Source organism: Blautia sp. DFI.3.45, from assembly GCF_020593505.1.
GTDB lineage: Bacteria > Bacillota > Clostridia > Lachnospirales > Lachnospiraceae > Blautia_A > Blautia_A wexlerae.
In genome coordinates this window covers 49071-62529 of sequence record NZ_JAJDMI010000021.1, presented here as the reverse complement: position 1 = coordinate 62529, position 13459 = coordinate 49071, and the positions used below count along the sequence as shown (strand labels likewise).

General features: G+C 45.1%; 10 protein-coding genes. All 10 read right to left on the bottom strand.

The features are described 5' to 3' along the window. Positions 1-162: 162 nt before the first annotated feature. Positions 163-1482, bottom strand: a complete 1320-nt coding sequence (locus LJE09_RS09300) for an aspartate kinase (protein ID WP_008705535.1) — start codon at positions 1480-1482, stop codon at positions 163-165. 145 nt (positions 1483-1627) lie between these two features. Continuing rightward, positions 1628-2338: a tRNA (N6-threonylcarbamoyladenosine(37)-N6)-methyltransferase TrmO gene (gene tsaA / locus LJE09_RS09295; protein WP_227218508.1), complete on the bottom strand. Its 711-nt coding sequence runs from the start codon at positions 2336-2338 to the stop codon at positions 1628-1630. A 133-nt stretch (positions 2339-2471) separates the two neighbouring features. Next, entirely contained in the window at positions 2472-2738 is a 267-nt protein-coding gene (gene tenpIN / locus LJE09_RS09290) for a type III toxin-antitoxin system TenpIN family toxin (RefSeq protein ID WP_147417420.1), read from the bottom strand. 321 nt (positions 2739-3059) lie between these two features. Further along, positions 3060-5195, bottom strand: a complete 2136-nt coding sequence (locus LJE09_RS09285; RefSeq protein WP_227218506.1) for an Ig-like domain-containing protein — start codon at positions 5193-5195, stop codon at positions 3060-3062. Further along, positions 5182-6072, bottom strand: coding sequence for an ECF transporter S component (locus LJE09_RS09280; protein ID WP_022380417.1), 891 nt, complete (start codon positions 6070-6072; stop codon positions 5182-5184). Before LJE09_RS09280 ends, LJE09_RS09285 begins: the two co-directional genes overlap by 14 nt. Beyond that, entirely contained in the window at positions 6051-7808 is a 1758-nt protein-coding gene (locus LJE09_RS09275) for an ABC transporter ATP-binding protein (RefSeq protein WP_227311237.1), read from the bottom strand. Before LJE09_RS09275 ends, LJE09_RS09280 begins: the two co-directional genes overlap by 22 nt. Further along, entirely contained in the window at positions 7805-8797 is a 993-nt protein-coding gene (locus tag LJE09_RS09270; protein ID WP_161233742.1) for an energy-coupling factor transporter transmembrane component T, read from the bottom strand. The genes LJE09_RS09275 and LJE09_RS09270 overlap by 4 nt, the downstream gene beginning before the upstream one ends. Beyond that, positions 8790-10040, bottom strand: a complete 1251-nt coding sequence (locus tag LJE09_RS09265) for a DUF4430 domain-containing protein (RefSeq protein WP_025580293.1) — start codon at positions 10038-10040, stop codon at positions 8790-8792. Before LJE09_RS09265 ends, LJE09_RS09270 begins: the two co-directional genes overlap by 8 nt. Continuing rightward, the gene (locus LJE09_RS09260) at positions 10037-12574 is read right to left on the bottom strand and encodes an Ig-like domain-containing protein (RefSeq protein WP_173700859.1); all 2538 of its coding nucleotides are present in this window, start codon (positions 12572-12574) and stop codon (positions 10037-10039) included. The genes LJE09_RS09265 and LJE09_RS09260 overlap by 4 nt, the downstream gene beginning before the upstream one ends. 356 nt (positions 12575-12930) lie before the next feature. Then, positions 12931-13401, bottom strand: coding sequence for a hypothetical protein (locus LJE09_RS09255; RefSeq protein ID WP_025580297.1), 471 nt, complete (start codon positions 13399-13401; stop codon positions 12931-12933). Positions 13402-13459 lie beyond the last annotated feature (58 nt).

The following is a 13459-nucleotide window of genomic DNA, read 5'->3' as shown; positions in this document are numbered from 1 at the left end:
CTGACGATACAAAAATTTATTATTTTTTATTGTCCTCTTGACGGGGAGCATACCAAAATCTCTATGCTGATTTCTGACGGTCCATTATTTTGTTTATCCTATAATTGGTAAACATCATATCCACAAATTGCTCCGCTGTGAAGGAGCTCCTGCAATTCTCAATTAGATCTGGGTAATTACAAAGATATCATAAATAGCCTTTACTGCAGTCTCAAAATCTCTGTTCTCCACACCGATAATGATATTCAGCTCACTGGAACCCTGGTCTATCATCTTCACATTTACATTTGCATGGGCAAGTGCTGAGAAGATTCTTCCTGCTGTACCTCTGGTGGATTTCATACCACGTCCTACAACAGCGATCAGTGCAAGGTCAGATTCCATTTCTACGAAATCCGGCTGTACTGCACGATGAATTCCGGCAATTACCTGCTGTTCCTTTTCTTCGAATTCATCCTGATGTACATATACAGTCATTGTATCGATTCCTGATGGAACATGCTCAAAGCTGATTCCCTGATCTTCGAATACCTGAAGTACCTTACGTCCGAAACCAACCTCACTGTTCATCATGGATTTCTCAATATTGATAGAACAGAATCCCTTCTTACCTGCAATACCTGTGATTGTAAATTTCGGTTTCTTGCATGTGCTCTCAACAATAAAAGTACCCTTGTCTTCCGGTCTGTTTGTGTTTTTGATATTGATCGGAATTCCCTCTTTACGAACCGGGAAGATCGCATCTTCATGAAGAACAGTTGCACCCATATAAGAAAGCTCTCTGAGTTCTCTGTAGGTAATGCTCTCAATCACTTCCGGATTTTTAACAATACGTGGGTCTGTTACCAGAAAACCGGAAACATCTGTCCAGTTTTCATAGAGGTCTGCCTTAATAGCCTTTGCCACAAGAGAACCGGTTACATCAGAACCTCCTCTGGAGAAAGTTTTAACTTTTCCATCTTCACCAGCGCCATAAAATCCAGGGATAACGGCATGTTCACATTTTGCCAGCTTTTTGGACAGAAGTCTGTCTGTCTTCTCGGCATCCAGATTTCCGTTCTTATCAAAACGGATCACATCTGCTGCATCAACAAATTCATAACCCAGATATGCTGCCATCACCTTACCATTGAGAAATTCTCCTCTGGATGCTGCATAGTCTGTGCCTGCCTGTGCCTTGAAATCAGCTTCGATCTGAGCAAATTCATCTTCCAGAGAAAGATCAAGGTTCAGTCCGCGGATAATCTCATAATATCTTCCCTTGATCTCCTGCAGGATTGGTATGAAATCCTCCCCCTCAACTGCAGTATTATAACATTTATAAAGTAAATCTGTAACCTTTGTATCTCCGTCAAATCTCTTTCCAGGAGCGGACGGAACCACATAACGTCTGCTCTCATCACTTCTGATGATCTCCCCTACTTTCTGAAACTGTTCTGCATTTGCCAGAGAACTTCCTCCGAATTTAACAATTTTCTTCATTTTTCCTGCTCCTCATATGTCACTAAATATTTTCAGACCGATCTCCCATCAGTCTTTGTCACTCTACCAACATAAAGTCTGTTTAATATTGTATTGAATAAACGCCAATTTTGCAAGCCTTTCTTACAGAAATATCCGAAAATGGTTATTTTCCACAATCTGCCGAAGATTCCTGCTGTTTTTTTACAAATTCTGTCACATTATAAACACGAAGGATATCTCCATCCACCTGAAAATGAATATCCTTCTCTCCAAAAGGCATTCCGTAAGACCGTTCCGGATCATTCTGATAAGCAGGACGGGGATCATCTGCAAGCACTGCGATCAGAGCCTCTCTGCTTTCCCCGGGTATTCTTTCCAGAAGCTCCTGGGGAAATTCTACATTCAGATGATAATCTTTGGAATATTCGGTAAAACTTCCTGTTGCTTCCGGATGGCAGTCTGCATAAGGAATATATGGTTTAATATCGAAAATCGGTGTTCCATTCATCAGATCTGCACCTTCTACATAAAGTACAGGGCTGTCCGACTCATCCAGAGCTACTTTCTCAAGCTTCACACAGGATAATCCTATGGAATTGGGACGGAAGGGAGATCTTGTGGCAAAAACTCCTTTTCTCACATTTCCCCCAAGCCTGGGCGGGCGGACAGTCGGTGACCACTTTGTCCTCTTTGCCTCCGAAAACTCCCAGATCAGCCAGATATGACTAAACTCCTCCAGACCACGGCAGGCATCCACATTGCGATATTCCGGCTCGAATACGATTCGCGCTTTAAGTGCCCCTACACGGCCACTCTGCCTGGGGATACCGAATTTGGTTGGAAAATTATTTTCTATATGTGCGATTGGAACCATTGTATTATTCTCCTTTTGTAACTGTTCAGTACCTTCACAGTTACGAGTCAAAATCCACAAGAAAGAATCCTGCTTGCGGGATTTTGGCATGTTCATGCCAAAACACCTCGCGGGATAGTAGACTGCTGAATAGTTACGAAATATCTTTTATAATAGCAATTTTAGTATAATCAAGTCCTGATCTATGTTTTTGCGAACGAGACGATTTGCGAAAGTGATATGCATATTTATGGGAAATCTCTGTTCTATATGGAATGCATATAAAATATCCATAATGACTTTGAATAAGTAAACAAGCATATCTTCTTTCCTTTTTCTTTAAAAGTTCTTTATATGGCGGATTCGGATATTTCTCGTAAAATTCATCTGAAAGGCTATAAACAGCATAGTCAATTTCCAATTTTCTTCTCCTTATATACATATAAACGAGAGGGAAAATGAACTCCCTCTCGTTATACTCTTCGCTCGGTCATATTTTATTTTACCGATGAGTCAGAACCGTCACTCATCTCATCTCTCGGTTATATTTATTTTACCGATGAGTCAGAACCGTCACTCATCTCATCATGCGAATAGAGAATTAACTCTCTATATATTGTATTATATAACATATTTTCTTAAATAGCACAATCCTATATTTTTAATTTTTCAAACACGCTCTAACATCGTTTCTGTTCACAGCAATATACTTTCTAACACACTGGACTTGTGTGAATTTATATTATTTGATCTTAGCGCTCTTTGCTTTAGAATAGCTGCTGTATATTCTTTTACCGTTTTCGATACGATATGCCCGCACCTTGTAATAGTATGTTTTCTTAGACGTAAGCTTCTTATTTATATAAGAAACCGTGCTTCCCTTTTTAATCGTTGATACTGCCTTATATTTACCGGATTTGGATGTGGCACGGTATACTACATACCCTTTGGCACCGCTTACCTTTTTCCATTTCAGTGTAGCCTGTTTCTTACCGGCAGTTACTGTGACAGCCGGGGTTTTCGGTTTTACTGTCTGTGCCGGAGTTGGTGTCGGTGCAATTCCATTGGTTGTTACAGAGAAGTTTTTGTCATAACTGCTTTTAATAGCACCGCCCCATTTGGTGGAAACAGCCTGTACACTGTAATAATAAGGAGTTGACGGAGAAACCGCTGTATCTGTATAGGAGAGGTCTTTGACCGTAGCAATCTTTGCGAATTTGCTTTCACCCATCTTACGTCTTAAAATAATGTAAGAATCTGCATTTTCATATTTATTCCAAGTAAGAAGAACTGTATTTCCTGCCGCCTTGCAGGTTGTGATCTCTGGCATTCCTGCTGCAAAGAGGTCTTTCGCAGTACCCTTTACAACTACATGGCACACTGCGGTTACATTCTGATCTGTTTTTACACGGATATCGGTTTCTCCTACAGAAACAGGTGTGATAACACCCTTCTGGTCTACTTTGGCAACGCCTGCATTATCAGAGGTCCATACCAGTTCCCCGCCGCTTCCCTTCGGACTGAATGTCCAGGTCAGGGTATAGGTTCCCTGATCAATTGCCAGAGTCAGCGTTTTGTCACTCAAAGCAATGCTCTGTGCCGGTGCTGTAACAGTCACGTGGCAGGTGCCTTTCGTTCCATTGTCCGTAGTCAGTGTAATATCTGCAGAACCGGCACCCACAGGAGTTACCTTGCCGGAGCCATCTACGGTTACTACAGAAGAGTTGGAAGATTCCCAGTACAAAGAGGACGGTTTTGCGCCGTTTGGCGTGATCGTGTAATCCAGTGTCCTGGAACCGCTTTTCGTTGAGAGATTCAGGCTGGACGGAGAAATACTCACCCCTGTCACACTGACCGGTCTGGAAGAAACGGAAATATTGCAGGTCGCATAGACACTTCCGGAAACTCTCGCAGTAATCACCGCAGAACCTTCTCCCACTGCTGTTACCACACCACCGTTTACACTTGCAACAGAATTGTTGGAAGAAGTCCAGCTTACAGTTCCCACCGCATCAGACGGAACAATCGTATAAGTCAGTGTATAGCTGTCTCCCTTTGTAAGAGTCAGATCAGAAGCATTTAAGCTGATCAGCTTCGGTGCTACCGGAAGCTTTGACTCAATACTTTTAAGCAGCTGAACCGCTTCATAAACTCTGTTTGCAGACGCATCCAGCGTAGTCAGCGCACTGTCCGCTTCGGCATATGCACCGGAGAATCCGCTGACCTGGGACCATCTGGAACGCTCTGCATTTGCCTTTCCCATCATGCGGATAAGCTCGCTCTTATCTGCCGCCTCAAAAATCTGCCTGTTATTATTATACGGGTCACATCCTGTAATGTCCGTACCACCGCAAAGGGCAAACATAACACGCAGGACACTTCCGTCTGACGGATGACTCGCACCCATTCCGACACCCATAAATACATTATCCAGAGTATACGTCCATCCGGATGCGGAGCAGTAGGAAAATTCTGTCAGATCCGGTGCATATTTGTTATCAGTAAGCTTATAGGCATCACCGGTCCAGGTGGAAGTCTCGGAGAGAACCTTCTGGATACATGCCGGTGGATTCAGGCTTCCACTGTCACAGTTGGCAATTCCCCTTAAGTAGAAACCATAACTTGTATTTGTGTCATAAAGCGGCGTAATCCCGTTCTCACTTAACCCGCGGAGCAGAACATCTGCACAGGTTTCTCCTTTCGCAAATTCCACCTGTACAGGATCCAGGATCATACCCTGGCCGATCGTGTTCTTCTCCACAGTCAGCGTCAGGGTATCTGCCAGAACATCGGTCTGTCCCAGCGCAAAAATCCCCACTGCCATTCCGGCTGCAAGAGTCAGCCCCTTAATGGCCTGCCATAGCTTATTCTTTGTCATATTCATTTTCCTCCTTATTTTCGGGCCGCTGCAGCAGCCCGTATTTTCTTTTTACTCTCTCCAGTTTCTCCAGCAGAGGCCTGCTTAGGATCCACAGGAAGATTACCGTAGAAGTTGCCTGCACCAGATCTACCGGTGCACCTGAGATATAAAACGCAATCAGGCTCTTCTTTGTGATGTATCCGTATGCCATCAGAATAGATGCCGGATTCATGATCCCGCCGAAGATCAGAAACACACTTAAGAATCCGTAAATACACAGATCCACCTTCCTGGCTTTGAGAATCCCTTTCTGAAAAAGGATTCCTGCCAGATATCCGATCATTCCATAGGAAAACATCTGCCAGGGTGTCCACGGTCCCTGCCCGAAAAACATATTTGAGATCATCATGATCAGACAGGCACACAGAAACCCCGCCTCACCACCTAAGGAAACCCCGGTAATGATCACGATGGCCGCAATCGGCTTAAAGCTTCCGATCATAAAGAAAGCACTCCTGCCTGCGACCCCAAGAGCCGCCATTACGGCAATGACCATAATCTCTCTTGCCTGTGGATGCCGGCCCTCAAATACCATAAAGAACGGGATCGTGGCATAGGCAAGTATTAAAAGACTGATCACTACATCATGCTTACCATGAAACTTATGAACCAGGATAAAAAGCACCAGCGGAACAAAAGCCAGAAACATAATCAGACCAATCCAGGTACGCTTCTCAATCTTTCCTTTATGGATCGGCTGGATAATGATTCCATCCTCTTTCAGTTCATATTCCTCTAATTCCTGTCCGGATTCCTCTTCCCCGGGCAGGCTCTGTGCACAGGAATCCCCGAAGAAACGGTCCATAAACTGGTCTAAAGCCTTGCCTTCAAGCACGCAGCCACCTCCTTTCCGGTAACAGCATCAGGAAAATAATGCCTTGCCATGCGATTGGCAGCAGTCGTATAAAAGCTGTTTCCCGCAAAGAAATCCCTTGCACTCTTACACGTCACCACATTTCCCTGAAAGAACAGGCCGACCCTGTCTGCATATTCTGCGACAAACTCCACATCATGCGAGATCATAAAGATAGTGATCCCGTGAGCTTTGAGCTTCTTTAAAATGTCTCCCAGTTCCTGTTTATATTCTGCATCCAGCCCCTTCGTTGGTTCATCCATCAGAAGAAGCCTCGGCTGCAACAGCAGAACCTTAGCCAGTGCAAGACGCTGCTGTTCTCCACCGCTTAAATCATACGGATGACGGTCAAGCAGTCCTTCCAGTCTGGTCAGACTTACGATTCCCTCGATTGCCTCTGCCTTCCTCATATTGGCAGTGTATTCGGAAGATTTCTTCTCCTTTGCCCCACCGATGATAGAATACAGATCCTCCCTGACTGTCTTCTTGATAAACATGCTCTGGGGATTCTGCGGCAGCACGCCCAGATACCCTCTGTAAAGCTGGGTATCCGTATACCTGCGGATATCAGTCCCATTCAGGAAAATCTTGCCCCTGTAGGGAGCACGAACACGACTGATCAGCGATAAGGTCGTACTTTTCCCCGTTCCGTTTCCACCGACAAGCGCATAAAATTCTCCCTGCTTTACTTCCAGGTTCAGATCCTGCACAACATCCTTTCCGTCTTTTTCATAACGAAACCACACATCCTTTACCTCAATAGCCGGTGGCATAGAGCTTTTGGAACCAGGCAGCAGTTTATCTCTGACTGTATTCAGCTTTTTTTGCAGTTTTTGTTTATTTTTACAAAAATAACTTTCTTCACAAACAGAAACTGTATCAGAAGCTGCTGCCATCACCTGTGTGATCCAGTTCCTTCCCTCTCTTACAGTCAGCGGACATGGCAGATTATTTTCTACCTCTGCATAGACCTGCATGGGAACCGGCATGGACAGAAACATTCCATGATGTTCCCTCTTCAGAAACTCACCGATTTCCCGTGGCGCCCCCTGCGTGAGCAGACTGCCCTTATCCATCACATATACCCTGTCCGCCCACGGAATGACATCCTGCAGCCGGTGCTCCGTCAGAATTATGGTAGTGCCGATATCCCGGTTAATCTTTCTCACCGTTTCCAGAAAATCAGAAGCCGCGATCGGATCAAGCTGAGAAGTCGGCTCATCCAGAATCAGAAGTTTCGGGTGCATAGCCATGATCGCCGCCAGGTTTAAAAGCTGCTTCTGCCCTCCGGACAGCTCCGAGACATTCTTATAAAACCACTGATGAATCCCGAAATAGCTTGCCATCTCTGCCACTCTCAGACGAATCGTAGGCGTATCATATCCCAGACTTTCCAGACCAAATGCAAGCTCATGCCACACCTTATCTGTCACGATCTGATTTTCGGGATTTTGCAGTACATAGCCAATTTCCTGGCTCTGCTGCCGGTGGCCGACTTCCTTCAAATCCCGCCCATAATAACAGATTTTCCCGGAACTGCTGCCAAAAGGAGCCAGATCCGACTTCAGCTGGCGAAGCAGCGTACTCTTGCCACAGCCACTCTTACCGCACAGCACATTAAAGGTACCCTCCTCCACATCCAGTGACACATGAGACAGTGACTCCCTGCTGCCATTCGCATAACGGAAGGAAAAATCTCTCACTTCTATTATCTTCATCTCGCTTCTCCTTCCATATCTTCATAAATCTTTCTGTAGGTCACTGCCATCTCTCCCTGTACGTGGCTTCTGCTTTTCTTCATGGCAGATTCCTCACACAGATCCAGAATCAGCGGCAGAAAACAGAACACACCAAAGCTGACAAATGTGACAGCAGCCAGCAGCGGACTGCACGACTGCTTCGGAACCCTTCCGAAAACAGTAAAACCGGCAAGCAGGATTCTGGGATTGTACTGTGCAAAAGCAGCTCCCCGGTAACATCCATATCCGAAAATCACACAAAGCCCGACAAGCATAGTTCCCAGTAGTTTATCCCTTCTGTTAAAACGGTAAATAGAAAAAGCCGTACGTCCTCTTACCCCATAGCCACGGCTTTTCATGGAATCAGCCGTCTCAATCGCATTTTCCAGTGCCCATGTGACAAGAATGGACACCATATTTAACGCATAACGGATCTTCTTAAACCATTTGCCATTGCTCACATCCATCCCCACGCATTTCTGTCCATTGCGGATCACCTTCAGCTGGGCCATAAAGTGAGGCACAAACCGAAGCGCCATAGACAGCATCAGAGACATCGCAGGGATAATCCTGCCAAAAAGATAGATAAATTTATCACTTGTCATGATCTGGTTATAGCAGGAGAACCACAAAATCATAATAAAAAGTACACATCCCAGAACGATTCCATATACCATTGCCTCCAGCGTAACCCAGTTTCCGCTGCTTTCTATATAAAGAAGCGGTGTGACTCCGTAATGGTTAAACATCGGGTTTAAGAGTGCCACGATAAGGAGACTCGGTAGCGTCAGAAGAAAATTGATTTTCAGAACCTTCTTTACTCCGTTAAGCCACATGGAGTAAGCTGTGGCAGCCACAAAAGAGACTGCCAGGTAAACCGGGTGCTGGATAAACATGGTAAACCCCAGCACCACGGCAAAATAAAAGAAATTTAAAACAGGATGGCACCTGGAAAAAGCATCAGTCATAATACTGATCCCCCACATCCCTGCCAAGATTGCAGGTATAACGCCATTCTACCGTATCGCCGTCCTCCAGCGTATATTTCGAGCAGCCATAATTCGGATACCAGCCGTTGACACAGTACATCCATCCGGAATCCTTGCCACAGTCAAACTCATACAGGTTATTGATACCGGACACATAATAACTGTTATACATAGGTGTCCACTCCGACTCCATCTGAATACCGGCCTGATTACATACACGCTTCAGCACATCAAATACCGTCTCCCCCTCATAGAACTCCACCTCCGAAGGATACAGGATCCAGCCGTCCGCAGGCACAAATTCTGCCTTGGACTCTTTCAGATCATCCCAGTTATTCAGGATCGTAGAACACTCGATAGAGAAAGTACAGGTCATGGCTGTATCTGAGCTGTCATCGCCACCGGAAGTGTCTGTATTGCCTGTTCCATCGCCGGAAGAGTCTGTCTGTCCGGAACTGGTATTTCCATCTGTGCTGGACTGACCGCCAGAACTTCCAGTGGAATTTTCACCGTTTTGTGTATCCTTATTATCAGCAGTGCCCTTGGATTTGTCATCGGATTCATCCGTAGATTCACCTGTGGTAGAACCGCCGATCAGATAGAAATCTCCTCCTGTCTTAGTCACGTTAAAGGTAAGTGTTGTGCGCTCTGTTTTTTTCTTTCCGGTTTCTCTGGTAGTAATCTTTGCAGTATCAAGCTGATAAAGCTTTCCATCTTCTTCCAGACAGTAAAGAACCTTATCCGCGTCCCATTTTTCTTTCAGATTCAGGGTCAGCTTCGCAGGCGCTGCCAGATTCATCTTCTCCAGTGTGACTTTCAACGCATAAGGCGCATCATTGGCAAGCTTCTTTACCTCTTCTGTTCCATCTTCACTGCACTGTACCAGAAGTTTTTGCTCCACCGGATTCTGAATCTGGCTTCCATTGTAAGTCCATTTATAACTGATCCCGCTGTCCGTTTTTCCGGTAAAATAATACTTTTCGTCCTTTCCGGCGATCGTTTCCATCTGTGCCTGGGTGATGATTCCGTCCTCAGGAAGCTTTGTTTTCTGCTTCAAAGGTTCCACATCTGTATCAGAATCTTCCTCCGTGCTGTTTAAGATCTCAGCTCCTTTTTCGGAAAGCTGTGTCATGCCGTCATCCCCGCCGCCACAACCTGAGAGCGAACTTACCCCCAGAAACAGTGCAAGCCACAGGGCAAGTCCCTTTTTCTTTATCCTCATTTCTTCTTCCTCCGCTTCTTAATAAGAGCCCTCACTCCGGCCTTAATGCCGCTGCCTGCCAGTCCTCCCGCCAGAGCACCGCCTGCCGCAAAACCAAAGATCATACCATATTCTTTCTTCTTTGAGGTCAGACTTCCGGTTCCACTCTCCCCGGCAGTTTCCTGATATCCATCCTCACCGGTATCCATCTGTGAAGTCTCTTCCGACTCTGTATAAGGCTCTGCTTCGAAATCCCAGCCGCCGGAATTCTTATCCTTTGATGACTTACTGTTCTTTGATTTACTGTTTTTAGAATCCTTTGAACCGGAGCCACTATCCTTTCCTGAGCTTTCGGAACCCGTGGAGCTTTTGCTGCCGGAAGACTTACCACCCAGAGATTTCCCGGATCCACCCGGCGTTTTCGTATTGCCGCCTGACGGTGTTGTGGCAGGAACCGGCGTCGGGGTAGGAATCGGCGTGGGTTCTTTCAGACCGGTACCGGAACCATCTCCCTTGCCACCTTTTTTGATACTCACATCTGACATATCATAAAGGCTCGTCTTGCCATCCTTCAGGCGCTGGTAGGCAACCAGTGCGTAATATCCCTGCTCCGTAGCCATCCCGTCCAGAGTGCCTGCTGCCGCCCCGCCGTTATTTCCGGCACCCGCCTTTACATGCATAAATCCACTTCCATCGATATGATAGGAAAGAAGATTCTCTATTGTCCAGTGGCCGCCCTTGATGAAACGCGAATCCGTCTCCGGGTCAATCCCAAGGCTGCATAAAGCCGTGATGATCTGTGCACAGGACTCCTCTGTCTCCACACCCATCGTGGAATATCCACCGCTGTCGTTCTGCATTTCCGACAATTTATTCAGCCCTCTGTCAATGGCAGCAGTCACATTCTCATAACCTGATTTATGATAATACGGTGCCAGCGCCTGCAGTGTCATGCCGGTGATATCAGAATCTGCATTACTCCCCATCAGCGTCCATCCGCCACCCGGGAGTTCACTCTGCAGCAGGAAATTCACCAGCGCAGCTTCTGAGTTCTGTTCTTTGGCAGACGGATTATCAGGAAAAGAATATTCCGGATGACAGTTCACTGCCAAAAGCGCCCAGATAGGACCGTTTAATCCCTGTTCCTTTACCAGGCTAAGATCAGAAATGTACTGAAAAAGATTGTAACCTCCTACATTTCTGGCATCCTTTCCCTCTGCTGTCAGTACCAGAATTCTCTTGGAATATTCTGTATATTTAGATGTATTGGTAAGGATTCCCTTCTTCTCCTCAATATAGTTTGCTGTATGATTATAATAGGTAGCAAAATACTTCTCCTTCAGACTCAGGCCTCCTCTTGCCAGCCCCAGCACATACCATTCACTTCCCACCGAAGGATTGGTATCCGTGGCACGCATATAGGTACTGGTCTCAGCCATAACCTGTCCAACAGATTTCTTAAGGGCATTGGCTCCCTGCATGACCGTTACCTTACAGGAGGCCGTCATTTCCGGATGTTGTGTTACAGAAGCGGTAATCGTAGCTTTGCCATTCTTTACTGCTGTGACAACTCCCTTTTTGCTTACTTTCGCAACAGAAGTGTCACTGCTTTTCCATGTCACTGTATACTCTTCCGTAACCGATTCCGGTACCGGGACCACCTTCAGGGTGTATTTCTGCCCCCGGTTGATCTTAACGGATTTACTGTTAAGAGAGATTCCCTGAAGTCCTGCGGGGAAGTCAGCAATAATCAGATGGTTTAAAGTTCTGGCACTGTCCAGATAGAAGCGGTTATCTTCTGTCGTCTGAGGGGTCAGTTCCATAAACGAATCCCCGGTACTTCTAAGAACCCTCGGTTTCGTCAGACTCTCATATCCATCCGGGACAGGAAATGTCAGAGAGATCATCGTCATTGGCTGATAGCTTTCTCCTGTACGGATATCCGTATAGGAAATATTTATATCATAAAGAAGCTGTGGAAGAGTCCCCGGATATGCTTCGGAGAGCTCCTGTATAGTCTGTTCCTGATCCGGGTTCTCCTGCACATGGGTCTGCACATACCAGGGATTTCCCGTGGCGGTCACTCCACTGTCAGAAGAAATCAGTGCCGCAATACGGTTTCGGACAGTTTCAAGAGCCTCTTTGACTCCGGCATCAATTTCTGCCTGCTCCTCTTCTGTCAGACTGTCATAGGTGTCACTGGCAAGAAAGAACTTCGAGACCGTTTCTGAGGACAGATCAATTTCTTCGAGCGCCGCTGCTTCCTGAATACAGGAAATCATGGCTGGTATATCCAGCTTTTCTTCACCGGCTTCATTATTTTCTTCTTCATTTCCGGCCGCGCCATCGTCTGTCTCTGACTGAGATGGTTCGGTGTCAGACTGGAATTCATTCGCAGTTTCTCTGTCGTCAGAATCATCATGCTGTACAGGGACAGAAGTTTCTTCTGCCTCCCCGTGTATCTGCTCAGCCGGTGGCATCTGGGCTGCGGGTACAGGACATGCGGTCACAGCAATTCCTGTACTGAGAAGCAGTGCCATCCATTGTTTATTCATTTGTTTCCTCCGCGTTTTTAATCTAAAAAATTACATCCGGGTAAAATAGCACCCGCAATTCCTGAAATTACAAAATGACAGATGACTCTCCCCCTGTCATATAGCAGGTAGAAAGGACATCTGCCTTATTTTTTTGTATCATTCTTTCCAAATTTTGCAGCAATTATCAGAGCGATTATTACATTTATCAGAAAATTCCATCCATAAGTATCTTTCCATATGTTTAACAGGCAGCTCAAATCTGAAATTTTATTGTGGAATATAAATTCTCTTGATATAAATATAGCTGCCAGGCTCGCCAAAAACATTAATGAAATAGTCAGCAAAAATATTTTTATTTTATTCATATATATAAATTATACAGGATAGGAATCTGTAGACATTTTATATTCAGAAACTAATTTTGTTCTTGCTGAATCTGAATATATTGATATAATCACGCGCAATTTTGAACCATACATAGCTGTAATTGAAGTACCATATCCCTTTTTTTTGAATTTACTGTAATGTTCCTCTATACAATCACTCGCATAAGAAGAAATTCCCGCTCCAATTGCACTTCCTGCTATAGCTGCTCCTTCACCTCCGCAAGATCCAATTGCTGTTCCAGTTGCAGTTAACACAGCACTACATAATGCCTTTATAGTTTTCTTTTCGGTAGATACATTAAATGAAAAATCATACTTAGCGCGCTTCCATTGATTAAATTCCCGTGATTCATAATTATCAGCGCTTACAATATTTACATTGCTATCATTTGCATATACAGTAACTGTAAAAATTTGCAAAATCATACATAAAATTATAATTATAAATGCTTTTTTCATTCTCTTACCTTCTTTTGGGGTATGCAGTGTGTTGATAACACACTGCATACTGATTTTA